The organism is Limnospira sp. PMC 1279.21 (genome assembly GCF_032349615.1).
Lineage (GTDB): Bacteria > Cyanobacteriota > Cyanobacteriia > Cyanobacteriales > Microcoleaceae > Limnospira > Limnospira fusiformis.
In genome coordinates this window covers 30,164-54,182 of record NZ_JARPLU010000007.1, presented here as the reverse complement: position 1 = coordinate 54,182, position 24,019 = coordinate 30,164, and the positions used below count along the sequence as shown (strand labels likewise).

The 24,019-nt window shown below is 44.2% G+C and carries 23 protein-coding genes and 1 pseudogene; 13 read left to right on the top strand and 11 right to left on the bottom strand.

Annotated features, from left to right (window positions below):
• Nucleotides 1-124: 124 nt before the first annotated feature.
• The gene (locus tag P5683_RS02200; protein WP_315641727.1) at nucleotides 125-865 is read right to left on the bottom strand and encodes a Uma2 family endonuclease; all 741 of its coding nucleotides are present in this window, start codon (nucleotides 863-865) and stop codon (nucleotides 125-127) included.
• Between the two features lie 338 nt (nucleotides 866-1,203).
• On the opposite strand from P5683_RS02200, the gene P5683_RS02195 reads away from it, so the two are divergent.
• The gene (locus P5683_RS02195) at nucleotides 1,204-1,449 is read left to right on the top strand and encodes a hypothetical protein (RefSeq protein ID WP_006623047.1); all 246 of its coding nucleotides are present in this window, start codon (nucleotides 1,204-1,206) and stop codon (nucleotides 1,447-1,449) included.
• A complete protein-coding gene (locus P5683_RS02190; RefSeq protein ID WP_006623046.1) occupies nucleotides 1,439-1,615 on the top strand; it encodes a hypothetical protein in 177 nt (58 codons plus the stop codon). Before P5683_RS02195 ends, P5683_RS02190 begins: the two co-directional genes overlap by 11 nt.
• 13 nt (nucleotides 1,616-1,628) lie before the next feature.
• On the opposite strand, the gene P5683_RS02185 is transcribed toward P5683_RS02190, so the two are convergent.
• Nucleotides 1,629-1,961, bottom strand: a complete 333-nt coding sequence (locus P5683_RS02185) for a DUF5615 family PIN-like protein (protein WP_108614647.1) — start codon at nucleotides 1,959-1,961, stop codon at nucleotides 1,629-1,631.
• Entirely contained in the window at nucleotides 1,958-2,182 is a 225-nt protein-coding gene (locus tag P5683_RS02180) for a DUF433 domain-containing protein (protein WP_315638524.1), read from the bottom strand. The genes P5683_RS02185 and P5683_RS02180 overlap by 4 nt, the downstream gene beginning before the upstream one ends.
• A gap of 455 nt (nucleotides 2,183-2,637) precedes the next feature.
• Here P5683_RS02180 and P5683_RS02175 point away from each other — a divergent pair, with 455 nt between their 5' ends.
• Nucleotides 2,638-3,399 (top strand): hypothetical protein, encoded by a 762-nt coding sequence (locus tag P5683_RS02175; RefSeq protein ID WP_315638525.1) that lies wholly within the window; start codon nucleotides 2,638-2,640, stop codon nucleotides 3,397-3,399.
• A gap of 561 nt (nucleotides 3,400-3,960) precedes the next feature.
• Here the strand turns inward: P5683_RS02175 and P5683_RS02170 are convergent.
• On the bottom strand, nucleotides 3,961-4,116 hold the full coding sequence (locus P5683_RS02170; RefSeq protein ID WP_396442548.1) for a DUF433 domain-containing protein: 156 nt from the start codon (nucleotides 4,114-4,116) through the stop codon (nucleotides 3,961-3,963).
• A 127-nt stretch (nucleotides 4,117-4,243) separates the two neighbouring features.
• Here P5683_RS02170 and P5683_RS02165 point away from each other — a divergent pair, with 127 nt between their 5' ends.
• The 5 genes from P5683_RS02165 to P5683_RS02145 all read left to right on the top strand — a co-directional run bounded on the left by P5683_RS02165 (nucleotide 4,244) and on the right by P5683_RS02145 (nucleotide 7,981).
• Nucleotides 4,244-5,767: a class I SAM-dependent DNA methyltransferase gene (locus P5683_RS02165; protein ID WP_315638526.1), complete on the top strand. Its 1,524-nt coding sequence runs from the start codon at nucleotides 4,244-4,246 to the stop codon at nucleotides 5,765-5,767.
• Between the two features lie 122 nt (nucleotides 5,768-5,889).
• Nucleotides 5,890-6,108 (top strand): type II toxin-antitoxin system HicB family antitoxin, encoded by a 219-nt coding sequence (locus P5683_RS02160; RefSeq protein WP_006623039.1) that lies wholly within the window; start codon nucleotides 5,890-5,892, stop codon nucleotides 6,106-6,108.
• Entirely contained in the window at nucleotides 6,108-6,347 is a 240-nt protein-coding gene (locus tag P5683_RS02155; protein WP_315638527.1) for a type II toxin-antitoxin system HicA family toxin, read from the top strand. The genes P5683_RS02160 and P5683_RS02155 overlap by 1 nt, the downstream gene beginning before the upstream one ends.
• 79 nt (nucleotides 6,348-6,426) lie before the next feature.
• Nucleotides 6,427-7,284, top strand: a complete 858-nt coding sequence (locus tag P5683_RS02150; protein WP_008055803.1) for a restriction endonuclease subunit S — start codon at nucleotides 6,427-6,429, stop codon at nucleotides 7,282-7,284.
• A 121-nt stretch (nucleotides 7,285-7,405) separates the two neighbouring features.
• A complete protein-coding gene (locus P5683_RS02145) occupies nucleotides 7,406-7,981 on the top strand; it encodes a type I restriction-modification enzyme R subunit C-terminal domain-containing protein (RefSeq protein ID WP_008055802.1) in 576 nt (191 codons plus the stop codon).
• Nucleotides 7,982-7,993: 12 nt separating this feature from the next.
• Here the strand turns inward: P5683_RS02145 and dnaA are convergent, their stop codons facing one another.
• Nucleotides 7,994-9,355: a chromosomal replication initiator protein DnaA gene (dnaA, locus tag P5683_RS02140; protein WP_006668320.1), complete on the bottom strand. Its 1,362-nt coding sequence runs from the start codon at nucleotides 9,353-9,355 to the stop codon at nucleotides 7,994-7,996.
• Nucleotides 9,356-9,504: 149 nt separating this feature from the next.
• Here dnaA and P5683_RS02135 point away from each other — a divergent pair, with 149 nt between their 5' ends.
• The 4 genes from P5683_RS02135 (at nucleotide 9,505) to P5683_RS02120 (ending at nucleotide 12,771) form a co-directional block, all read left to right on the top strand.
• On the top strand, nucleotides 9,505-10,779 hold the full coding sequence (locus P5683_RS02135; RefSeq protein ID WP_193520715.1) for an HhoA/HhoB/HtrA family serine endopeptidase: 1,275 nt from the start codon (nucleotides 9,505-9,507) through the stop codon (nucleotides 10,777-10,779).
• Nucleotides 10,780-10,818: 39 nt separating this feature from the next.
• Nucleotides 10,819-11,352, top strand: a complete 534-nt coding sequence (def, locus tag P5683_RS02130; protein WP_006668319.1) for a peptide deformylase — start codon at nucleotides 10,819-10,821, stop codon at nucleotides 11,350-11,352.
• A 23-nt stretch (nucleotides 11,353-11,375) separates the two neighbouring features.
• Nucleotides 11,376-11,945 carry a TerD family protein gene (locus P5683_RS02125; RefSeq protein WP_006623031.1) on the top strand — a complete coding sequence of 190 codons (570 nt, stop codon included), beginning with the start codon at nucleotides 11,376-11,378 and terminating at the stop codon, nucleotides 11,943-11,945.
• 226 nt (nucleotides 11,946-12,171) lie between these two features.
• The gene (locus tag P5683_RS02120) at nucleotides 12,172-12,771 is read left to right on the top strand and encodes a TerD family protein (protein WP_035760030.1); all 600 of its coding nucleotides are present in this window, start codon (nucleotides 12,172-12,174) and stop codon (nucleotides 12,769-12,771) included.
• A gap of 11 nt (nucleotides 12,772-12,782) precedes the next feature.
• On the opposite strand, the gene P5683_RS02115 is transcribed toward P5683_RS02120, so the two are convergent.
• The 4 genes and pseudogenes from P5683_RS02115 to P5683_RS26355 all read right to left on the bottom strand — a co-directional run bounded on the left by P5683_RS02115 (nucleotide 12,783) and on the right by P5683_RS26355 (nucleotide 18,544).
• Nucleotides 12,783-17,975: a protein kinase domain-containing protein gene (locus tag P5683_RS02115; protein WP_006623029.1), complete on the bottom strand. Its 5,193-nt coding sequence runs from the start codon at nucleotides 17,973-17,975 to the stop codon at nucleotides 12,783-12,785.
• Between the two features lie 202 nt (nucleotides 17,976-18,177).
• Nucleotides 18,178-18,318 carry a hypothetical protein gene (locus P5683_RS02110; RefSeq protein ID WP_228116420.1) on the bottom strand — a complete coding sequence of 47 codons (141 nt, stop codon included), beginning with the start codon at nucleotides 18,316-18,318 and terminating at the stop codon, nucleotides 18,178-18,180.
• An 18-nt stretch (nucleotides 18,319-18,336) separates the two neighbouring features.
• Nucleotides 18,337-18,414 (bottom strand): annotated as a pseudogene (locus P5683_RS26360) (pentapeptide repeat-containing protein); the annotation flags it as partial.
• Nucleotides 18,383-18,544, bottom strand: coding sequence for a pentapeptide repeat-containing protein (locus P5683_RS26355; RefSeq protein WP_008055799.1), 162 nt, complete (start codon nucleotides 18,542-18,544; stop codon nucleotides 18,383-18,385). The pseudogene P5683_RS26360 and the gene P5683_RS26355, both read right to left, overlap by 32 nt.
• A gap of 216 nt (nucleotides 18,545-18,760) precedes the next feature.
• Here P5683_RS26355 and P5683_RS02105 point away from each other — a divergent pair, with 216 nt between their 5' ends.
• Entirely contained in the window at nucleotides 18,761-19,765 is a 1,005-nt protein-coding gene (locus P5683_RS02105; RefSeq protein ID WP_006668318.1) for a HEAT repeat domain-containing protein, read from the top strand.
• A gap of 41 nt (nucleotides 19,766-19,806) precedes the next feature.
• Here P5683_RS02105 and P5683_RS02100 read toward each other — a convergent pair whose 3' ends face one another.
• Both P5683_RS02100 and P5683_RS02095 read right to left on the bottom strand, forming a co-directional pair.
• Nucleotides 19,807-21,936, bottom strand: coding sequence for a PAS domain S-box protein (locus tag P5683_RS02100; RefSeq protein WP_315638531.1), 2,130 nt, complete (start codon nucleotides 21,934-21,936; stop codon nucleotides 19,807-19,809).
• 69 nt (nucleotides 21,937-22,005) lie between these two features.
• Nucleotides 22,006-23,973 carry a bifunctional diguanylate cyclase/phosphodiesterase gene (locus tag P5683_RS02095; RefSeq protein WP_315638532.1) on the bottom strand — a complete coding sequence of 656 codons (1,968 nt, stop codon included), beginning with the start codon at nucleotides 23,971-23,973 and terminating at the stop codon, nucleotides 22,006-22,008.
• Nucleotides 23,974-24,019: the final 46 nt, after the last annotated feature.

Here is a 24,019-nt window from a genome sequence, read left to right as displayed (position 1 = left end):
TGCTTTAACGCCAATCGACCCCACTACCATGAGGAAAGCGACAGGCTGGGGAACCACCCCTGGCGGCTAGAAACAGCATAAAAGCCATTGAATAAGACCCCGGGGCGACACCCACCGAAACCGCCTATAAATTGGCATCAGGATTCAGTCCTGCTTCTCGCAGCAATTGTTCTAAACGTTGGTTACGTTGCCGTTCCTGTTCCAATTGTTCAGTAGCCGCTTGTTTGGCTTGCCGTTCCTGTTCCAATTGTTCAGTCACATCTTCCAATTGTTCAGTCATAGTTGTTAACTGCTGTTGGGCTTCCAGATAATCGGCAAAGGGTTGACCATCGGGACGATACAACACCAAATTATCCGAGGACAGGTCAAAGCGAATGCCCAAACGAGGGGAAACCCAACCATTGATGGGTTCAATGATATCTAACCAAGTCTCAGAACGTAACCATCCCGTTAGGTTATTCTTTTGAGGGTCATAGATATAGTATTCCTCCACCCCGTAGCGGTCATAAAATAATAATTTGCGGTTCATTTCCTTTTCAGTGTTGTTCGGAGAAAGAATTTCAAAGACGACTTGCGGGGCAATATTATTCTCTTGCCACTGTTGATAAGAACCTCTATCTCCTTTGGGAACACCAAAAGCCACCATTACATCTGGGGCTTGACATAATTTATTATTTCCCTGTACTGGATACCACAATAAATCCCCGGCGATAAACACATTCGGCTCTTGGGCAAATAACCAGGCTAGATTATGGTAAATGACAGTAATCCAGCGAAATTGAAGGGTATTATCGGCCATAGGTTGTCCATCACTTTCGGGATAAATGATTTCGGTATCGGTTGGGAGGGGGAGTTGTGTCGCCATAGTTGTTGTTTAGTTTACAGCTAATGCTGTCGATTTTAGCTTACCTTAATGCTAATCGGGCCAGGGGAGAGTATAGAGTTCTGCGGTATGCCAAAGTCTATCAACGTCTTCGGTTTTGGGCTTGAAAGTGCTTTAACGCAAATCCCGATAATCAGCCCTAGAATCCTCAAACCCCTATCAAATCAGGAAAAAAGTGCTTTAACGCCAATCGACCCCACTACCATGAGGAAAGCGACAGGCTGGGGAACCCGACAGCCAAATCCGCCGCCACCCCCGGCGACCTACTCGATAAGGGGAAATGCGCTAAATTAGCTACAAACCCCTAAAGTCGAAACAGCATGAAAGCTATTGAAACCACAGCGACCATTAACGAAAGTGGAGAACTGACCCTTGATTGCTCCCTAGGTATTACCAAACCTCAGCGAGTCCGCCTCATCGTCTTGATGCTGGAAGAAGACGAAGAAGACCCCGGCGAAACACCTACCGAAATCGCCATAGAAGGCATTAAACAAGGACTACAGGAAGCCTTCACGGGACAAACCCTCCCCCTGTCAGAAATGTGGGAAGGTATTGATGCCGAGTGAACCATTACCCATTGAAATCGCCTTGACTCCCCGCTTTAAACGCGACCTCGGAGTTTCTGGGAGGCGATCGCCTCAACGGCGGACTGTTCGATCGCGACTGGGGAGTTGTGTCGCCATAGTTGTTGTTGAGTTTACAGCTAATGCTGTCGATTTTAGCTTACCTTAACGCTAATCCGGTGCTAGTAGAGGGTCAAGATGCCTAGGGTAGAGTCACTGATTAAGGTTTGAATATGTGCTGCGTGAGTTCGCAGGATTGCTTCAATGTCTGTGGTAGAGCAGTTGCCTCGACGAATCCAAATTATTTTTGGGGGAAAGCCCATTAATGTGAGGAGTTCGTTGTAGTCGCTGTCTTTGGTGACGATGATGAATTTATGGTGCTTGGCATAATCCCAAACCTCACGATCGCCTGATTTCTCGAGTCCGATTTGGTAAACGTGGGTTGATTCGGGAAACAAGTCAGCAAGTCTTTGTATTAGCCGAGGTGAAAGATTGTGGTCAAATAGCAGATTCATGCTTGCACCAGTAGGGTTTGTTGTTCCCGATTGGCGGCGTAGCTGAGGCAAGCCAAGATATCCTCTTGGATGAGGTAGGGAAAGTCGTCTAAAATTTCTTGGTAGGTCATGCCAGAGGCTAAATAGGACAGCACATCATAAACGGTGATCCGCATACCGCGAATGCAGGGTTTGCCACTGCGTTGGCTCGGTTCTAGGGTGATTCGTTCTCTGTAGTCCATTGGCTGTTGCTCCTTTTTCAGTTGGGGCTTGCTCAATTCTGATTCATCGTTCAGTCATATTTTGATTATACTGGCTATATTTTGAAGGGCGACAATCATTGACCGGACAAACTCTCCCCCTCTCGGAAATTGCCTATTAATCAATAACAACACCTAAGACACTTTCCACACGAGGAGAAACCGATCGCCACCAAAAACAATAACTCGCAGACACTCTCGACGGGGGGTGATATCGGAAATGTCGGTAAGATTGTGGGGCGGCTCCCTATTAATTAGATGGGGATTGGCTCATTAATAAGAATTGTAAAAAATTGGGGTTTTTGTGGTCGGTGGGGGGGTACACTGGAAGTTATTTGAGTGGGATGGACTCGCCCGGTGAGGCAAGGGCAGCACCAGAATAACGATCGCTTATTGGTACTATGGGGGAATGGCGATCGCATGATCAGGAAGCCAAGATGACTAATCAACGTTTGCTCGGAATTGAGGATATTAGGGGTCTCACTGGACCGGAGAAAATCGCTGATTTATTCAGGCGGTTGGGTTACAATACCTGCGGCGAGGAATTTGACCCGGAAGATGTGGGTCTGAGCGATCGCCATGGTGAGGCGGTTGAAAAGGCTTACTTAATCGCACAACAGGATAACGGCGACCCGGATTTGAAGGTGCTGCTTTTTCAACTACGCCCGGAAGAATGGCAGGAAGATAGCACCGCCAGTAGCCGCCTGAAGGCGATCGCTAACCAGTTAGGACAACAAAGCACGGAATTTCTGTTGATGGCTACCACCGATTATAACCAATTGATGTTGGTTAACCCTCGTAAAGCCTTCGATGACAACAAGAACATCAAGCGTCACATTCGCAAACTACTCATCGATCGCACTAACCCCACCGCGTTCGATCGCGATCGCCTGGAAGCCCTGGCTGTTAACGGTAAATCCCCCTCCCAATTGTACCACGCTCACTGCCAAGCCTTCGATGTGGAACAACTCACTAAGAGCTTCTACAGGGGCTATCGTGACCTCTTCGAGCGACTAAAAGCGGTGGTGATGGAATATAACCCCCACCCCTATTTTGAGGACGCAGACAGGCTGCACCAGTTCTCTCAGCGACTCCTGGGGCGGCTGATGTTTCTGTATTTCCTCCAGAAAAAAGAGTTTCTGGCAGGCGATCGCCAGTTTTTGAGCCACCAATACCGGATCAACGGTTTTCAGCCATAGGATTGCGACTACTACGCGGAAAAATTTAGGTTGTCAACGGGATTTATAAGGTCTGACGCTACGGAAATTTACTGCGGCGTTGGGGTGAGGGGGAAAGACGGGGAAAGACGGGGAAAGACGGGGAAAGATGGATAACAATACCTAAGACACTTTCCACACGAGGAGAAACCGATCGCCACCAAAAACAATAACTCGCAGACACTCTCGACGGGGGGTGATATCGGAAATGTCGGTAAGATTGTGGGGCGGCTCCCTATTAATTAGATGGGGATTGGCTCATTAATAAGAATTGTAAAAAATTGGGGTTTTTGTGGTCGGTGGGGGGGTACACTGGAAGTTATTTGAGTGGGATGGACTCGCCCGGTGAGGCAAGGGCAGCACCAGAATAACGATCGCTTATTGGTACTATGGGGGAATGGCGATCGCATGATCAGGAAGCCAAGATGACTAATCAACGTTTGCATTGATGTTGGTTAACCGTCGTCAAGCCTTCGATGACGCTACGGAAATTTACTTAATCTTTATCGGCGATTTTGTTTCATGTGGAAACCTTTAGCAGCTTCATGCTTGCACCAGTAGGGTTTGTTCACGATTGGCGGCGTAGCTGAGGCAAGCCAAGATATCTTTTCGGGTGAGGTAGGGAAAGTCCTCTAAAATGTCTTGGTAGGTCATGCCAGAGCCTAAATAGGACAGGACATCATCAACCGTGATCGGCATACCGCGAATGCAGCGTTGGTCAATGGGTTGGCTCGGTTTATGTTTCAGTGATAATCGTTCAGTGATATTTTGATGATACTGGCTATATTTTTAAGCCGGACTATTGACAGAACGGCAAAAAGGGACAATGTTTGAGCAAACGTTCAAAAATATTGATGATGTCCTGCGAAAAGAGGCAGGTTGTACGACGGAGTTAGATTATACCGAGCAAACCTCTTGGCTCCTGTTTCTCAAGTATCTGGATGATTTGGAAGAGGAACGGGCGATGGAGGCGGAGTTACTGGGGAAGTCCTACGAGTTTATTTTAGAGGAACCCTATCGCTGGTCTTATTGGGCTGCGCCAAAGTTACCGAGTGGGGATATTGACCGCAACCATGCTTTAACCGGCGATGATTTGATTGAGTATGTTAATAATGTTCTGTTTCCCCACCTGCAAGGATTCAAACAACGCGCCGCCAGTGCGGATACCATCGAATATAAAATCGGTGAGATTTTTGGCGAAATTAAGAATAAATTTCAAAGTGGTTACGGTTTGCGGGAAGCGTTGGAGTTGGTGGATGAGTTGAAGTTTCAGACCCAGAAGGAGAAACATGAGCTTTCCCATCTCTATGAAACCAAGATAAAAAATATGGGGAATGCTGGCCGGAATGGGGGGGAATATTACACGCCACGGCCGTTAATTCGGGCGATGATTCGGGTGGTTAAACCCAAGATTGGCGATCGCATCTATGACGGGGCTTGCGGTTCGGCTGGATTCTTATGCGAGAGTTACGACTATTTGCGCCAAGGCAAGCTCACCACCCAGCAGCTTAGGCTACTCCAAACCGGGACACTATTTGGCAAGGAGAAAAAGAGCCTCGCCTATGTCATCGCCATCATGAACCTGATTCTGCATGGCATTGATGCGCCGAATATTATTCATACCAATACTCTGGCGGAAAATCTCAGCGATATTCAGGAGAAAGACCGTTTTGATGTGGTATTAGCTAACCCACCTTTTGGGGGGAATGAACGGAAGGAGGTGCAGCAAAATTTCCCGGTTAAAACCGGAGAGACGGCGTTTCTGTTTTTGCAGCACTTTATCAAGATTCTCAAGGTGGGGGGACGAGCGGGGATTGTTATTAAAAATACCTTCCTCTCGAATTCTGATAATGCGTCGCGGGCTTTGCGACAGCAGCTTTTAAGCGATTGTAATCTACACACGATTTTAGATTGTCCGGGGGGGACGTTTATCGGGGCTGGAGTGAAAACTGTGGTGCTGTTTTTTGATAAGGGCAATCCCTCTGATGCAGTTCAGGGGATGCCTTTATTTTCTCAGGGGAAATCTCCCACTGAGGAGATGGCGACTCAGAAGGTTTGGTATTATCAGTTAGACCCAGGGCGGAACATGGGCAAGACTAACCCCCTTAATGATGAGGATTTGCAAGAGTTTCTGGAGTTGCAAGCGACGTTTGCTGATTCGGAAAAGTCTTGGTCTGTGGATGTGGCGGATATTGGCTGGGAAACTTGCGATTTGTCGGTTAAGAATCCCAATAAGGCAGAGGAAACAGCGTTGAGAGACTCGCAGGAAATTCTCGATGAGATTGCGGCGTTGGATGAGGAGAGCGCAGAAATTTTAGCTGGAATTGGGGGGATGTTAATGGTAGATTGATTTTCAAGCTCAAATTAATATCTATAGGTTGGATTAAGCCAAGGGCGAAACTCAATATCCCCTAAAATCCAGAAACCGGGTTTATGGCTACTGAATTTAAGATAATTGAACTGAGGTAGGTTATGAAAAATATCAAAATTATTGTAGAAAAACACGCTGATGGTTATGTGGCTTATCCTTTAGGAATACAGGGGGTGATTGTGGGTGAGGGAGATAGTTATGATGAGGCTTTAAATGATGTCCGTTCTGCGATTTTATTTCATGTGGAAACCTTTGGGAAATCGGTACTAGAATCGGAGGATTTTATATTAGAGGCTTTTGTAGCTGAGACTAGCTTATAATGAGTAAATTTCCGGTAAATGCCCCCAAAACAAAAGTTATTAAAGCACTAGAGATGCTGGGATTTTCAATAGTGAGGGAGAAAGAACATATTTCTATGATTCGTCAAAATATTGATGGTACAAGGACTCCATTAACTTTGCCGAATCATAAACTAATTAAAGGTTCTACGCTGAGAAGTATCTGTACTCAATCTGGTATTTCACGGGATGATTTTCTGGCTGTATATGACCAAACCTAGAAATCTACCTAGTTTTATTTATGGATTGATGGGCTAAATTTGCAGAGTTTATTTTAGCAGGAATTGGGGGGATGTTGGAATGAGAAGTTGGGTAATTAAGAAGTTAGAAGACGTTTGTACACTTCAAAGAGGATTTGACCTTCCGAAAAGACTACGCAAGAAGGGTGAATATCCTCTGATAAGTTCAAGTGGCTGTATAGATATCCATGTTGAAGCAAAGGTTTCTGGGCCTGGAGTTGTTACTGGACGAAGCGGCAGTATTGGCTCAGTTTTTTTCATTGAAAAAGATTTCTGGCCTTTAAACACTACTCTTTATGTAAAAAATTTTCATGGCAATGACCCCAGGTTCATTTTCTATCTGTTAAATAAATTCGATTTAAGTTCTTTTTCAAGTGGTGCTGGTGTCCCAACGCTCAATCGCAACACTGTCCATAGCGAGACTGTTTACGTTCCTACTAATATCATAGAACAGAAGCGGATTGTGGCGATTTTGGATGAGGCGTTTGAGGGGATTGATAGAGCGATCGCCAACACAGAGAAGAACCTCGCCAATGCCCGTGAACTGTTTGAAAGTTATCTCAATGGCGTCTTTAGCCAGAAGGGTGAGGGCTTGGTTGAGAAGAAGTTATCTAGCTTAATTGACATTTCCCACGGCTATGCTTTTAAAGGAGGTGATTTTAATACAAGTAATGACTTAGAAAAACAAATTGTCTTAACACCAGGAAATTATTCGGAAAATGGCCGTTTATATTTTAATTCAAAAAATACTAAACGGTTAACTGGTACTAATTCACCAAATGGGTATCTTTTCAATGTAGGTGATTTAACAATAGTGATGACTGACCTTTCTTCAAAAATGAAGATTTTGGGTAAACCAGCATTTATAGAACAGCCTAATATTTTACATAATCTTTGTTGGCGCGTACCAACATTTTAACGACCCAGCATGGGACGGCGAACCGGAAACCCCCACCCCCATCACGCCCGGAATCAAAAAGCCCTCGATTCAAGACCCCCTAGAACCGGGCGAAACGGAAGAGAAGAGACAACCCCAGAAAGTGAAAATCCAACTGGCAGACGGCAAAGAACGCGAGATCCAGCACACCTTAGCGACGAGTTTCTGGAGTCCCGACGGGAAACCGTTATCAGCGGCTGAGTTTATCAAGGGTCTGTTTGGCACTCTCCCGGAACTGTTCCAAGATGAAAACCAACTGCGGGAACTGTGGAGCAGCCCTGATACCCGCCAGAACCTGTTAGACAGCCTGACGGAGAGAGGCTACAGTGGCGAGGACTTGCTGAAAATTAGCCGCATTATCGACGCGGAAAAAAGCGATATTTATGACGTGCTGGCTTATATCGCCTATGCTACGCCTCCGATAACTCGCAGCCAGAGGGTTCTCGCCCAAAAACGCCTGATTTTTTCGCACTATGACGACAAACAACAGGAGTTTTTAGAGTTTGTCCTTGAGCAGTACATGAAAGAGGGGGTGCAGGAATTGAGGGAAGATAAGCTAGGGTCACTGCTGGAACTGAAATATCACGGACTCCGGGATGCTGTGGCTCAATTGGGGAAGGTTGGCGATATCCGGCAAGTTTTTATCAGCTTCCAGCAATATCTCTATAAAGCTAGTTGACTCCTACCGGACTTAATGACTGTTTAAATTAATACGATCGCTTAACTGTTGTAGAATCTGATGGAGTTCCGGATCGCGATCGCGACGTTTGGCAATCTTTTCGCAGCCATACATAACCGTTGTATGATCTTTCCCTCCAAACACTTCCCCAATCTTAGGTAAACTCAGATCCGTATGCTGTCGCATCAAATACATCCCCACCTGACGTGCTAAACTAATTTCGCGACGGCGAGAATTGCCTTTTAAATCCTCTACCGATACCTTAAACTTGTCCGCGACGGCTTGGATGACTATTTCTGGGGATGACTCCGACTTGGGTTCTGTCGGGGTTAAAACCGCCGCAATATTCTCCACATTCATGGGAAGACTGGAAATAGAAATATAAGCCACCGCGCGAATTAAGGCTCCTTCCAACTCCCGAATATTCGAGGTGTAGTTAGTCGCAATATACTCAATCACCGCTGGGGGGAGTCGCATATTTTCATATTCAGCCTTTTTCTGAAGAATAGCCATCCGCGTTTCTAAATCAGGAGGTTGAATATCCGCTACTAACCCCATGGAAAACCGAGAACATAGGCGATCTTGCAATCCCGAAATTTTCGACGGGGGGCGATCCGAGGCTAAGACAATTTGTTTCCCCGCCTCATGGAGAGTGTTAAAAGTATGAAAAAACTCTTCCTGGGTGTACTCCTTCCCCTCAATAAACTGGATATCATCAACTAATAACACATCAGCGGCTCGGTAATGGTCCCGGAAACTCTGCATACTGTCGCGGCGGATCGCGGCAATTAAATCATTGGTAAACTTTTCTGTAGATACATAAAAAACACGAGCATAAGGATTAATTTCTAAGCGGTAATGACCGATCGCCTGCATTAAATGAGTTTTTCCCAAACCTACCCCACCACAGAGAAACAGCGGGTTAAATTCACGTCCCGGAGACTCAGCTACAGCCAGAGATGCAGCATGAGCCAAGCGACTCCCCGACCCCACCACAAACTGGGAAAACATATATTTAGAATTAAGGTTAGGCGGTTTATGCACGCTAGAGACTACTTCCCCTGGGGTATCTAACCCGCTCGATGACACCCTAGGACTGTGATCATTGGTTGTCATTAATTCTCCGGTTCCGGTGGTGATACAAATTTCTAGGCGATCGCCCATAATATCCTGGACGACATCGGCGATGATTTCCCGGTAGTGTTTTTGTAACCAATTACAGGCGAAGGGGTTAGCCGTGCGAATTACTAGACAATCGTTTTCTAGGCTAGTGGCGATCGCTGTCTTAATCCAGGTATTATATGTCGGTTCCCCAAGCTGTAGCTGGAGACGTTCCAAGACTCGATTCCATAACTGTTCAAGAGAAATATCCACGGCTTATCAAAATTAAAGATTTACTCCCGCGATTCTGCCAGAGCCGGCAAGAATCATGTTAAATTGGGACAAAGTGCCTGATCATGACGGGAAGTTGGTATCAGATGCTAACCCCGGACAGCCCCCTACTAAATTATATTTGAGTCATTATGACTGATACCACTGGAAAAGGCTTTTGGAAACACCCTGTTATCTATTTTCTGTTTTTGCTGATTGGCGGAACCGGAGCATTAATAGGCGATCGCTGGCTACAGAACAAATTAGGCGACCCTGGTAATCCTAACGAGACAGCCTCTCAGGTCAGTTCCCCAGATAGCACCGCTCTCGGTAACACAGAAACTAGACCCCAACCTAGACTGAACGCCCCTAATTGGTTTAATCACCCCTTTAATCCCTCCTCAGACCGAGCCTCTAACTTTATTGTAGAAGCAGTCGATAAGGTGGGTCCGGCGGTGGTGAGAATTAATGCTTCTCGGCGGGTCAGTCGCGATCGTTTCGAGAATTCTCTCCCTAGGGACTTCTTTAATCCTCCTAGGGGTATGCGTCCCCCTGGCGATCGCTTTGAGGAAGGGACTGGCTCCGGCTTTATTTTATCTCCTGATGGTCACATTCTCACCAATAGCCATGTCGTCGAAGGTACCGATACCGTCCAGGTTATATTAAAAGATGGTCGCCGCTATGATGGTCAGGTGTTGGGTACTGATTCGGTCACAGATGTAGCCGTGATTAAAATTGACGCGACCAATTTACCCACTGTCACTATCGGAAATTCTGAACAACTCTCCCCCGGAGAATGGGCGATCGCCATTGGAAACCCCCTCGGACTTGATAACTCCGTAACCGTCGGAATTATTAGCGCTACAGGACGTTCTAGCAGTGATGTCGGTGTTCCTGATAAGCGTATAGGATTCATCCAAACTGATGCTGCTATTAACCCTGGTAATTCTGGCGGTCCCCTGCTGAATGCTAAGGGAGAGGTCATTGGGATGAATACAGCCATCATCAGCGGCGCTCAGGGCTTGGGATTTGCGATCCCCATTAATCATGCTCAACAAATTGCTCAACAGCTAATCGCTTCCGGTCGCGCTGAACACGCCTATTTGGGAATTGAAATGATGACGCTGACCAAAAGATTCCGCCAAGAACTCCAAAATAGTCAAGATTTGCCATTTGCTATTCCTGACACTGATGGGGTATTAATTGTGAATGTCGTATCTGGTTCCCCCGCTGACATAGCCGGACTGCAACCGGGAGATGTGATTCTGAATCTTGACCAACAAACTATTACAACCTCTGAAAGAGTCCAGCAGATTGTACAAAGTAAGGCGGTCGGTAGTATACTAGAAATTGAGGTGAATCGCAACGGAAGTTCACAGATATTGCAAGTGAAAACTGGGAATTTGCCATCTCAAACAACTGGCTAAACGGTTCTACCTCGGTTTGTGAATTTTGGAGGCATTGCTATGGGAGATATACTCGCGGTTACTCAGTTGGGCGACCCGGTGCTGCGTGACCATGCTCAACCTGTTGCTAATATCTGGGAAGCGCGTATTCAGTCTCTGATTGATGATTTAATGGCAACGGTGATTGAAAAAAATGGCGTGGGTATCGCTGCGCCACAGGTGGGATATAGCGATCGTATCTTAGTCATCGCTTCCCGTCCTAGTATCCGCTATCCAGCAGCGCCCGAAATGGAACCCACCGCTATGATTAACCCCAAAATTATCGGTAAATCTGAGGAAATGGTGGCTGACTGGGAAGGCTGTTTAAGTGTTCCGGGAATCCGGGGAATTGTTAACCGTTATCAGGCGATCGAAGTTGAATATACCAGCCGTGATGGTCATCTTCAACACCGAGAACTAACTGGGTTTGTCGCTCGTATTTTTCAGCATGAATATGACCACTTAGAAGGGATCATATTTTTGGATAGGGTAGCTGACTCCCATAGCATGATGACAGAAGACGAATATCAGAAACGCATTGTTTTTCAAAGCTAAATTGAGTTCAAGGAGAACCTAAGATGTCAGTCAATATCAAAAAAGGTGAGCGGATTAATCTTTCCAAAGAGTCCCCCGGACTGCAAGAAGTGGGAATTGGTTTAGGATGGGATATCAATGCTACTGATACCGGGGTGGATTTTGATTTAGATGCTTCCGTGTTTATGTTAGCCAGCAATGGGAAAATCCCCCAAGATGAATACTTTGTATTCTACAATAATTTGAAGTCCCCTGATAGCTCAGTTAGACATTTAGGAGATAATCGCACTGGGTCGGGACTTGGTGATGATGAGGTGGTGGAAATTGATCTAAATCTGGTTAATTCTGCGATCGAAGAATTGATTTTTGTCGTCACAATTCACGAAGCAGACCAACGGCGACAAAATTTCGGTCAAGTCCGCAATTCCTATATCCGTATTTATGACCAGCAAAATAATACCGAGATTGCTAAATATGACCTAGAAGAAGACTTTTCTCGGGAAACCGCCGTCGAATTTGGTCGGTTATATAAGAAAGGTGGCGAATGGCGATTTCATGCAGTTGGACAGGGATATAATGAGGGATTACAAAGTTTCGTAGATAAGTACGTTTAAAGTACCTTTGGCGTTGACTTAATCTCATTCGCAAAGTGAGAAATTGGCAGTCAAAATTAACTAATTAGCAACCGGATTTCTGGATTAATTCTGATGAAATATAAACAATATTCAAGCAGAATAAAAATTCTGGGAGAAGTAGTTAACTAAGCCATTAACTATCAGATAAATGATAGAAATCCGATTGCTGACTGATTGTTATGATGCAAAATTTGGAGATTTTACCATGAGTATCAACCTGAAAAAAGGACAGAGTATTGTTCTTGATAAAAGTCAATATGACCTATCTAATGTGATGATGGGTTTAGGATGGGATGTAGTAGAATCTAAGGGGTTTTTCGGTAATTTACTGGGAGTCAATGCCGATTTTGACTTGGATGCTTATGCTATCTTACTCTCCAATAGTGGCAAAATCGGCAATTATAAAGATGATGTGATTTATTATGGTCATTTAAAGTCTAGTGATGGCACAGTTTATCACTCTGGAGACAACTTAACTGGGGAGGGAGAAGGGGATGATGAGTGTATTTTTCTGCGTTTAAATTCTATCTCCGATAGGTACAGCCACATTATTCTTGGGGTAAGTATTTACCAAGCTAAAACTCGCCAACAGCATTTTGGTCAGGTAGAAAATGCTTTTGTGAGAGTGGTAGATGCTAAAGGTAAAGAAATGGCTTTATATAACCTCTCAGCAGACCCTTCATACGACCAAAAAATTTCTATGTTGATGGGGGAACTTTACCGAGACAATGGTAAATGGAAATTTACGGCTTTGGGTACTCCCCTCAATCAAGATTTAAGTGGGGTTGTTAAAAAGTTTATGTAAGGGGGTAAATTCTAACTCAAGCGGAGTTTTTCCCAGCAACGATTTAAATAAATTCTAGCCACCATATCGTTAGGATTTTGAGATAAACAATCGTGAAATCCCTGTTTAGCTTCTAAGGTATGGTTGAGATAATAAAGGAATAGGGAACGCTCAAATAATACCTTAGTTGCTAACTTTTTAGCGTGTAATTCTGGGGGGTCAGCATCAAAAAACTCGTAAACTGTTACCGCATCAGTTTTCCCCTTCACCTTCACTCGGTCAATAATTCTAAAGGCGTATTGATTAGGGTCATCTAATCCCATAAAGGTTTGGTGGGTAATTAGGAAGGACACGCTATAATTTTTGGTGAGACTCTCAATGCGAGCCGCTAAATTAACCGCATCTCCAATAACGGTACTATCCATGCGGTTGCGACCACCAACAGTTCCCAGCATGAGGGTTCCTGTATGAATGCCTACCCCAATGCGGATAGGTCGCCTTCCGGGTCTACTACGGGTCAAATTATACTCACTTAATTGTTTTAACATAGCAATTCCCGCCTGAACAGCGTGGTCGGGTTTTTCGCCAAATAAAGCCATAATTCCATCGCCAATATATTTATCAATGAAACCATAATTATCTAAAATTTCTGGTTCCATACGGCTTAAAAAAGCATTGATAAACTTAAAACTATCTTCCGGTGTCATACCCTCGGATAAACTGGTAAAGTCTCGGATATCAGAAAATAAAATTGACATTTCTTTCTGGACAGCAGTTCCTAGTTGAACTTCGACTAGACTTTCATAACCTAAGCAGGAAAGAAACTGATGAGGTACAAACCGACCCGCAGCGTCTGTCATTTCAAATTCCGCGTCTAAGGCTTTATCTAAATTCTGATTTAATTCGGAGAGTTCATTTAATAACTCTAATCGCTCTTTTTCGGCGATTTTGCGTGAGGTAATATCTTCCAATAGTCCCTCATAGTAGAGTAAATCGCCGGACTGGTTTCGGACGGCTCGCGCGGTTTCAGAAATCCAGATTTTGGTACCGTCTTGGCGATAAAACTGACATTCAAAGTTGGAGACTTCCCCCTGTTCTCTGATTAATCTTTCAAAAGTTATGCGATCGTCGGGATTGACATATATTTGCTGGGAAATATCCTCACAAATGTTGATGACATCCTCTGGAGAATTATAGCCTAATATCCTAGCCATGGCGGGATTTGCTCGGATAAATTTGCCATCGGGGGTACTCTGAAATAAACCATCTAAGGCATTTTCAAAAATACTGCGATATCTTTCCTCAGCTTCTCGGAGAGCAATTTCTCGTTGTTGTTGCTCGGTAATATCTTGAAAGGCAATAATGGCATAGACTAAATCACCTTCTTGGTCATAATAAGGAGTTACCCAACTTTCAATAGGGATTAATTTATCGCCTTGATTAATTTCCAGAAAATTGGCGATCGCTCTTTGTTCTTGATCTATATCAACAGCATTGGGACTGTCTGGAGAACTATCTACCAATGGCTGTAGCAGGGGCAAAAAATCATCACAAATATCCCCTAATTTTAGCTTTTGATTCAGCAAATTTTTGGCTTGTTGATTGATATATTGTAACTTCCCCACACTATCAACTACCGCCACACCCACTGGCATTCCTTCTAAAAATTGGGTCATGCGTCGCTCCCCTTCCCGCATTTTCGAGTAAAGTCGAGCATTACCAATAGAAATAGCAGCTTGAGAAAATAAAACATTGAGAATTTGTAGTCTTTCTGAGGTAAAAGCGCCGTAAATCAAATTGTTTTCTAAATATAAAACACCCACCAAGTCGCCGCGATGATGAATCGGCATACACAGTAGAGATAATAGTTGATTATCTTGTAAATATTCATCCTCTGGCTTGATAAAATCACGGCTAACATTATCAAAAATGACAGGTTTTTCCGTAGACATGACCAACTCGATAATCCCCTGAGATAATTGTTGGGTCATGGTGACAGGAATAGACTCTAACACTGATATAACTTGAATTTTACCCGGAGTCTTTTTGGTGGAATTAGATGTAGATATCATATCACAAATGGCGACCCCTTCTATAGCCAAATTGGATAGGCGATCGCCTAAAATAATACAACACTTTTGCGCGCCAGCCGTCTCTAGTAGCACCTGCATCAACTTAGATAACAGCTTTTTTAAATCAATTTCTCCCGATAAGGCTTGAGCTGCTGTAATGGTGGTGGACAAGTCCAAAACATTGGAGCCTGTACTACTAGAAATAATCGTTTCTGTAGCGCCCAAATACTCTGATTTATGGTGATATAAAATGGGTTTTAATAATGAAAAATGACCAGATTCTAGGAGTTTTATTTTAGCGGATGCTTGCCAATTTGCATAACCATAATAGGCATCAATTAAATAAGTCCGAGCAATTTTATGCCGTTCCCAGTCTAAATAAAACAGTGCTGCTCGTTCATTAGCTACCGCCAACTCGCGTTTATGACCATGTTTTTGAGCTAATTCTATGGCGCGGTCATAGGCTTCGATCCCCTGAATACGGTTTCCTAAAACTCGATATTTTTCAGCTTCCACTAACTGCCATAAATGCCGAAAATTTTGCGGTGCGGACACACAAAAAGATTCGATAATATCCTGATTATTCCTAACGGTTTCCCCAACTTCTAGCGGTGGGGGATTAATGGCTAATTGAATTAAGGAATCATAGGCATAAAATAGCGCCTTTGACACCACACAAATGACGTTATTCACATGATTTCTGGCTAACTGTGCATACTCCCAACCCCTAGGAAAGTCTCTCAAAATATAAGCCACCATTAAGCGATCGAGATAATCATTAAAGGTTAATCTCTCTGGTGATGAGTTCCCTAACCACTCTTCTAAAGTCAAAGTACCCTTGAGGGTGTTAATGGCTTCGGTAGGAGTCAAAGAACCATTATCAACCCCAGTTAAATAAGCCAAGCGGGGTAACTGTTCAGCAGGTAGAGAAGAACGCCAATTAGCTAGGGACTCGCAGCGAGGTCTAATCCCTTGATTAACCCATTCTAACACCTTGGACTTTAAGGGAATAAAATCTAACTTATCCAGCCATTTTAAGGCTAATTTACCATAAGCATATCCCCTATCTAAATCTCCTGATTCGGTCAAGATTAAACCGGTGGCGGCGTAGGCTACAGCTAGGCGATCGCTTATTCCCAACTCCACTGATAAGTTGACTAATTCCCAGCCAATAAGCTGCGACATTTGGGGGTAATAACGGCGACTGGCTTCCCAAATTAATGAGAGTAGATTTACCGCCGCGCGCCGGGTCTGATTAGCTGGAGAATTAGGAGATAATTCCCTCGGATAATTATCAGGTTCTAAATTAGATAGACTCAGGAATTTAACCCGCGCCTGTTGTAATATATCCTCCCCGGGAACCAGGGGAATTTCTACCCCCAGTTGTTGACATAAATTCAGGGTATTAATAATCGGTGTCTGGGATTTATTTTGAGCAAGGTCTACCAATATTTTTAATTCCCAGGCTGTTACCTGATCAGCCAAAGTTTTAGCTTCCGCCAAAATGCGATCGCACCATTGACTCATCTGTTCCCCATTACCAACCAGATAAGCCACCCGTGCGGCTTGGGTATAAAGTGCTAAAGTCAGTTCATATTGTCTTGTCCATCCCTCCACACCAATTAAACCGATACCCACCATCAAATATCCGATCGCATGAGGGTAATTTTGCTTTTCTACAGCCCAAAATCCAGCGGTTAAATTCAGTTCTGCTAATCTATCCCTTTCCCACTGTTCCCCCATCAATTCTACACCCAAATTCAACTGATTGACTACCAGAAAATGTAATATTTTTTCCTGAGAATCAGAGGGTTGTGCGGTTAGATATGGGTAAAGCCGTCTTCCCAATTCCAGATGGATAGCAGGTCGTTGGTGAGGGAGAATTTGATGATAAGCAGCCACGCGGATACTAGGGTTAACAAAACCATAGCAGTTGGCGGTTACTAACTCAATTAAATTAGCAGCGATCGCCTCATCTAAAACCTCTCCCATTTGACCTGGTGAGAGCTGAGAAGCGCTCAATAAAATATCCGAGGCGAATTCATCCCCCAAACAAGCCGCCTGTTGTAGTAGCCTTTGAGTCAAGGGATTTAACCGTTGTAATTTTTGGTCAACCTCCGACTGCATTTGAGGGTCTAAAGATAGGTTTTCTGTCAGTTCTACTGACCTAAATTTTATCAAATTATACGGCGAATTTGAATAGGGAACACCCAGCTTAATCGTCTGTTGGTAGTCGATTTCCCATTGTGTTTTGGCGGCGACCAAATCCATATAGATACCCCAAGCATTTTGATATCTATCTTCAGGATTTTTAGCCATCAATTTCATAATTATATCGCTAATAATTAACGGAATTTCTGGCTTAATGACATGGGGAGGCTGAGGTTTTTTGGCAATATGAGCGTGAATAAACGACATGGGGTTATTGTATTTAAAAGGTAATTTTCCCGTTAATAACTGATAGAAAGTTACCCCCAGAGAATAAAAATCTGTCCGGTGATCAACCCCTCGATTAATGCGTCCCGTTTGTTCTGGCGCAATATAAGCCGGAGTCCCTTCTAATCCTTTATTCTGATGGTGTAAAATTACCTGATCTGAGAGTCTCACAGAAATGCTAAAGTCAATCAACTGAATAGCTAAAGTAATTGGCTCAATCAGCAAATTTTGAGGCTTAATATCCCGGTGAATAATTTGGCGACGGTGTAGACCGTCAATAATTTGAACAATAGCGGTGGCGACCGTCAAAAATTTGGGAACATCAAGGGGATACTCATAGATATATTCAGCCAAAGATATCAACCCATCATCAACCATAATTAAGGCTAACCCATTACTATATGGTTGCAGAGTTAATATATTAACAATTCCTGGTAGTCCTTTGAGGTATTCGGCGATAGTATATTGGTGGCGAAATTTCTCCAATTCATTGGCGGTAGGATAGCGATCGTGTAATAATTTAATTACCACAGGTTGGCGATCGCTACTACTCAAAGCACGATAAACAGACGTACTCGAGCCATTGTAGATGAGATCGAGAATTTCATACCCTGGTATTTGGACTGTTGGTTTGGAGGCTTCCATCTGATTTAGGCTGACCTTCCGACTGGTAGAGTTAGTGACCATCTCAACCTGCAAATTAGCCTGTAAATTCATGCTGCTATCTTTCCCGTTTTCCCCGTTACAGCCTGTTCATAAATCATCTGATCACCTCTCAAAGTCCCTCTACCTCTTGGGGAGAGGGATTTAGGGTGAGGGGAATGTATTAAGCGACTGGTGAACAAGCTGTAAGCCGTTCCCTAGTTGATTAATAACCATTTGATAGACAAGGATATCTATTATCGCTTTTAACCCTGAATTAGTAAACCGATAAAATAGCCGCTACTTTCAGGTAATGGGAAAAGCTGGAAAGTTGACCAGAAAAGCACTTACAGGTTATGGTGGGTAATCTCGGAATTTCACTATTGGGCATCATAGCCTTTTTGAGATAAGTTATCATCAGCCCAGTTTCCGTCAAATCAGCACCCACGAGATTAACTCCCTTGAGATTAGCATGATTCCAATTAGCTCCTCGCAGTTGACACCCCTTTAGGATAGCGTGACTGACTTAAATAAAGCCGTGTTAGGTCTGTTGGCTTGGCTTTCGCTAAATCAGCAGCTTTAAGATTAGTATTATATAACCTGGTTTGGTGTAGATTTGTCTGATCTAGGGAAGCATAGCCCAAAACTAGCCCCGACTAAACCCGACTTATACCAGGGGGACCCTTATCGATTCCCATTGATTGGCGATCGCCCCCATAATTCGCTAATATGGCGTAGGGTGCATCAACCGCAAGGCGCAACAAAAATGTTACCATGAAGCCCAGATTGGCGATCGCATTCCTCTAACCAGCCAAAGCGCGTTTTCAAGTAGCCCTTAGTTATCACCCCCTTTAAGTTTCATGGCTTTGGATCATTTAATTTTATTTTTGTGGCTAAGTTTAACTGGGTCAGGATTAGTTGCCGCTAGTCCTAGCCAGAGTTTAACCGTAGCGCAACAGCTGAGGGAAACTGCTGGGATGATCTCCCCATCTCCCTTCCTAGCCGCTACAACTTCTGAAAGTCTGCTTTTAGCACAGGAAAACAGTAACAGCAATGGCAACAATCAGGTAAAATTCCTTTCAGGTTTCCCAAAAGCCCTGATTCTTTTAGGAGTTGGTGGAGTAGTTGTCACCGGTGGGGCTGTATTTATTCTAATTCGGCTTCTGGCTACCCCCGACTTAGAGGAAGAGTCCCAGGAAACCCAACAGACTACCCAACCACAACCCGCGCCCGAAATTTCCGCCGCCTCCCCTCAGACCTTAATACAGTTTCCAGCCATAGAAGCGCCCCCCGAAGCAGACCCCCCCATTTCCGAGAATGGTTTAATTAATCTTCCCCCTACCCCCGTCACCGAATCTACTACAGAAGCGCCGCCTCCCCCTTCAGTCCCCACTGAACCCACCTTAGTAGCCGAGAGTCCCCAGCCTGTCAAAATCGATCGCATTGAGGAACTAATTTTACAACTACAGTATCCTAACCCCAATCATCGCAGCAAAGCCATTTGGGAGTTAGCCCAACAGGGGGATTCCAGAGCGATCGAACCTCTGGTAAACTTGCTATTTACATCAGACTCCAAGCAGCGTAGCAAAATATTGGCAGCCTTAGCAGAAATTAGCACCCGCTGTATCAAGCCCATGAGTAAGGCCCTGGTTTTTTCCTTGCAGGATGAAAACCCAGAGGTACGACAAAATGCCATTCGGGATCTAACCCGAATTTATGATTTAATGTACCAAACTAGCCAGATTCTCCAAAGAGCAATGGATGATCCCGAAGCCGATGTCAGAGAAACCGCGCAATGGGCCGTCGATAAACTGAGTCGGATGCGTCCTTTACCTATCTCTAGGAATCATCTGGATAATCAATAATTGATTGACTGAGATTACAGAGGCCTTAGCTTTAGCAAGCATTAGACTAATTGTTCCCTATCAATCTTCGTGCAATTCAAAGGCAGAGAAACGATAAACTTAGTTCCTTCTCCTAGTTCAGAAATACATTCTATTTTTCCCCCATGTTTTTCTACTACAATTTGATGAGATATAGCCAAACCTAATCCCGTCCCTTTTCCCACAGGTTTAGTAGTAAAAAATGGGTTAAATATCTGTTGTCTGACTAACTCCGGGATTCCGGGGCCGTTGTCGGAAATCTCCACAACAACCATATCCATGTTTTCCTCATATTCAGCCAATTCTAACCTGGTGCTAATCTTGATTTCCCTAGGTGCGGGTTGATTTCCCAAAGCATCGATCGCATTTGATATTAAATTCATGAACACCTGATTAATCTGGGAAGCATGGCACTCTACCCTAGGCAGTTCCCCATAATCGCGGATAATATTTGTCTCCCCTTGTTCCGCCTTTGCCTTCAGGCGATTTTGTAAAATCAGCAAAGTGCTTTCAATTCCCTCATGCAAATCAACCGCCTTCATTTTCGCCTCATCTAGTCGCGAAAAATTGCGTAGGGACGTAACAATTTCCTGAATGCGATGGGTTCCCAACTTCATTGATTCCAAAGCCTTGGGTAAGTCATCTAGCATAAAATCCACATCAATATCAGCTACAGCCTCTTTAAGTTCTGGCAGTGGCTCAGGGTAATATTTATGGTACATACACAGCATATATTGAATATCCTTAATACAGGTATCCAAATATATTAAGTTCCCATGAATGAAAGCCAGAGGATTATTAATCTCATGAGCCACTCCCGCCACCATTTGACCCAAACTCGATAGCTTTTCAGCTTGAATTAGTTGGGTTTGGGTGCGTTGTAGTTTGTCTAACGCTTTTTCCAGTTGAGCCGCTTTTTGTTTTTCCAATTGCTGTTCAACTAATAAAGCCGCCTCTATAGCCTTGCGATCCGTAATATCGCGCACGATCGCCAAAACCACATCATCCCCACTTTTAACATAGCGAGCCTCATAGGTGCGCCATCCTTCCTCAAAAGGCAGCATATATTCCCCAGACTGAGACTGTCCGCTAGTTAAAGTTAATTCTAAATAGTGGCGTGTCCACCAGGCTAGGTCCTCCGAAAAGACTTGCTCAACCGTTTTTCCCAGAACTTCTTTAGATTCTGTCACCCGATCATCCTTAGACGGGAAATAGTCAAGAAACATCCCATCTCGGTTCAGACGAAACATTAAATCGGGGATCGCTTCAATCAGGCTGCGATTTCTCACCTCACTTTGTCGTAAGGCTTCCTCCATCTTTTTGCGATCGCTAATATCAGTTTCAATCGCAATAAACTTAGTCAGATCCCCCTGGTGGTTAAAAATCGGAGTAATGCTAATAGACAGCCAGTAGGGACTCCCATGGCGTTTATAGTTAATCAACTCCCCACGATAGGGCTTGTGTTCCTTCAGACAGGCGCGAATTTGGCCTATAGTTTCCGTATCACTCAAAGGTCCCTGGAGAAAAGACCCTGGCGTTAGACCTTTCACCTCTTCCAGAGTGTAGCCTGTAATCCAAGTAAACGCCTCATTAACCCATTCAATCTTCCCATGGCGATCGCAGATAATCACCGCATTATCAGTTTGACTCGCCACCCAGGAAAGTTGGGTCAGTTCCAACTCAATTTCCTTGCGTTCCGTAATATCCTGGGTAAGTACCCAATACTTATCTGGGGTAGCACCTGTTTTCATCAAAGGTACAATAGTCGTTTCCAGCCAAACCTCTCGTCCCGTCAAAGTACAGTTTTGCAGTTCACCGCGCCAGACACCGCCAGATCTAACCACAGACCAGACCTTCTCTTCCCAAAAATCCGCATTATAGCATTTAGAATTGAGCAACGGATGCAGTTTACCGATTAACTGTTCTGCACCGTAACCGAAAACCTCAATAAATCCCTCGTTAATTTCCACAAGTGTGCCATTTTCGTCTACCCATGCTCCTGGGGTGGTCCGGTTGACCACCTGACGAAGATCCCAAAGTTCCTGTTGACTTTCATGTAATTGTTGTTTGGTTTTCGTCAAATCAGCCACTGCTCTCTGATAAGCTGCTACCAAAGGTTCGGGGAACAGGATCCCTAAAAGTTCTGCACTCATAATTAATTCTCCCAATAGTCGATTTCAGTTAGCTAGGACATTCACAAAAGTTTCTGTAGCCTAGCTACCTCAAGCAATATGAATGTTAGGATTGACTTTTCCGGGGCATCCTTTTTCTAGAGGTTTGATGAGCCTTTCAATTTCTTCAGCAAACCGCTGCCATTCTCGTAAGGTTTCCGTAGCCGAAAGCATGATCCTGCCTTGGCTCAGGAATTGTTCCATTTTCTGGTCATCAACAGCCTTAGAGAATAAATATCCCTGGCACAGTTGGCATCCCCAGGCTTGCAATACAGCCATTTGTTCCGGAGTTTCCACACCCTCTGCAATCACCTCTAGTCCCAGGGTATGGGCTAAATTGACAATGGCATAAGCAATTTTTAGTTGATCCTGAGATTCATCGATCCCCTCAATGAAAGAGCGATCAATCTTCAGCGTATGAATCGGAAAGTGATATAGGCGACTGAGCGAAGAATACCCAGTTCCAAAGTCATCAATACATAATTTGATCCCCAATTCGCTAAGTTCTCTCATTTGGGGAACCACCACCTCTGCATATTCAGCAATAGTGCTTTCCGTCAATTCCAGTTTTAACCTACAGGGATCACAGCCAGTTTCTTCCAAAATTGTCTGAACCTTATTAACTAATTGGGGGTTAGTTAATTGATACGTCGATAGGTTCACACTCATAAATGGCTGTTTTCCCTGGGGAAACATTAACTGCCAACGGTGCAATGTTTCGCACGCGGACCGCAGCACCCACTCTCCAATCGGTTGGATCAGTCCAGTTTCTTCCGCAATGGGGATAAATTGACTAGGAGACACCCAGCCTCGCTTGGGATGTTCCCAACGTATTAAAGCCTCGCAGCCGATAATCTCTAGCGTCTCCAGGGAAATAATCGGTTGATAGTGTAGTTGCAATTCCTGACGTTCAATGGCATGACGCAGATCATTTTCAAGCTGCATACGATCCCAAGCCTGGCGGTGCATCGTAGGGTTAAATATTACATGACAGGCTTTTCCTTTCCTTTTCGCTTGCGATAACGCTGTGTCTGCATCTCGGAGAATTTCTTTGCCGTTGCTATAGCTGACATTACTGATCGCAATACCAATGCTAACAGTGCTAAAGACTTCCTGTTCCCCTAAAATAATAGGTTGTTGTAGATGATATTGGATGTTTTGTGCCGTCTGGGATATTTGGGTTAAATTGTTGAGGTCATCAAACAAAATAGCAAATTCATCTCCCCCCAGACGCGCTACAGTATGCCAAGGTGGGATGCACTCCCTTAATCGTTCTCCTACCCCCTCTAATAGGCGATCCCCGACTTGATGACCGAGACTGTCATTAATTATTTTGAACCGATCTACATCCAAAAGTAGTACCACAAATTGGTATTCGGGATCTTCTTTTGCCCGTTCTACTACTTCGTCCAGTTCCCTCATAAAGTAGGATCTGTTATATAAATTAGTTAACCCGTCGTGGGTTGATTTATATATCAGTAATCTAGCTTCCTCACGTCTCCGTCGTTTTTTGTCAGCGTCTAAAACTGGCCGTTGACTTTTGACAATTTCCTTATGTCTTGATGGCTCGCACTGCCATATACCAGACAATTCACCTTCGTTATCAGAGGTATTTAGGGATGATCCACCGGGTAGATGTTGGTCTTCTGAAACATCCTTAAATCTATGGAAAATGGTGTTATTCTCCTCATTAGAGCCTTCACGAATAGTTTTGGTAATTTGCATAATACTTGGGTTTTTACTGAAAAATTCATCGGCTGTATACCCGGTGTTACCTGTAAATAGCGGGTTAACAAATGTTATTCTGGGTACGACTGGCTGGAAATTATAAATGGCAATACTTAGAAAATCCTGAGCATTTATAGCTACTGCACTTAATGCTTGCCATGCTCTTCCCGTTGGCTCAACTTGCCGATTTCCACCCCCCCACAGCAAATTACTTGATGGGATAGAGACTGCTGGGGAATTTTGCCAGTTTCCCCAGTTATTTGGAGGGTGTGAAAAATTGTTGCTGTCCATTTTAATTGCCTCATGGGATGGACATTGGTACTTTCCCAGAAATCTC

Excerpts from the sequence above, each read along its gene's own strand:
- P5683_RS02200 (WP_315641727.1), bottom strand. The coding sequence starts at position 865 with ATGGCGACACAACTCCCCCTCCCAACCGATACCGAAATCATTTATCCC.
- P5683_RS02195 (WP_006623047.1), top strand. The coding sequence starts at position 1,204 with ATGAAAGCTATTGAAACCACAGCGACCATTAACGAAAGTGGAGAACTG.
- P5683_RS02190 (WP_006623046.1), top strand. The coding sequence starts at position 1,439 with ATGCCGAGTGAACCATTACCCATTGAAATCGCCTTGACTCCCCGCTTT.
- P5683_RS02185 (WP_108614647.1), bottom strand. The coding sequence starts at position 1,961 with ATGAATCTGCTATTTGACCACAATCTTTCACCTCGGCTAATACAAAGA.
- P5683_RS02180 (WP_315638524.1), bottom strand. The coding sequence starts at position 2,182 with ATGGACTACAGAGAACGAATCACCCTAGAACCGAGCCAACGCAGTGGC.
- P5683_RS02175 (WP_315638525.1), top strand. The coding sequence starts at position 2,638 with ATGACTAATCAACGTTTGCTCGGAATTGAGGATATTAGGGGTCTCACT.
- P5683_RS02170 (WP_396442548.1), bottom strand. The coding sequence starts at position 4,116 with ATGCCGATCACGGTTGATGATGTCCTGTCCTATTTAGGCTCTGGCATG.
- P5683_RS02165 (WP_315638526.1), top strand. The coding sequence starts at position 4,244 with ATGTTTGAGCAAACGTTCAAAAATATTGATGATGTCCTGCGAAAAGAG.
- P5683_RS02160 (WP_006623039.1), top strand. The coding sequence starts at position 5,890 with ATGAAAAATATCAAAATTATTGTAGAAAAACACGCTGATGGTTATGTG.
- P5683_RS02155 (WP_315638527.1), top strand. The coding sequence starts at position 6,108 with ATGAGTAAATTTCCGGTAAATGCCCCCAAAACAAAAGTTATTAAAGCA.
- P5683_RS02150 (WP_008055803.1), top strand. The coding sequence starts at position 6,427 with ATGAGAAGTTGGGTAATTAAGAAGTTAGAAGACGTTTGTACACTTCAA.
- P5683_RS02135 (WP_193520715.1), top strand. The coding sequence starts at position 9,505 with ATGACTGATACCACTGGAAAAGGCTTTTGGAAACACCCTGTTATCTAT.
- def (WP_006668319.1), top strand. The coding sequence starts at position 10,819 with ATGGGAGATATACTCGCGGTTACTCAGTTGGGCGACCCGGTGCTGCGT.
- P5683_RS02125 (WP_006623031.1), top strand. The coding sequence starts at position 11,376 with ATGTCAGTCAATATCAAAAAAGGTGAGCGGATTAATCTTTCCAAAGAG.
- P5683_RS02120 (WP_035760030.1), top strand. The coding sequence starts at position 12,172 with ATGAGTATCAACCTGAAAAAAGGACAGAGTATTGTTCTTGATAAAAGT.
- P5683_RS02115 (WP_006623029.1), bottom strand. The coding sequence starts at position 17,975 with ATGAATTTACAGGCTAATTTGCAGGTTGAGATGGTCACTAACTCTACC.
- P5683_RS02110 (WP_228116420.1), bottom strand. The coding sequence starts at position 18,318 with ATGATAACTTATCTCAAAAAGGCTATGATGCCCAATAGTGAAATTCCG.
- P5683_RS02105 (WP_006668318.1), top strand. The coding sequence starts at position 18,761 with ATGGCTTTGGATCATTTAATTTTATTTTTGTGGCTAAGTTTAACTGGG.
- P5683_RS02100 (WP_315638531.1), bottom strand. The coding sequence starts at position 21,936 with ATGAGTGCAGAACTTTTAGGGATCCTGTTCCCCGAACCTTTGGTAGCA.
- P5683_RS02095 (WP_315638532.1), bottom strand. The coding sequence starts at position 23,973 with ATGGACAGCAACAATTTTTCACACCCTCCAAATAACTGGGGAAACTGG.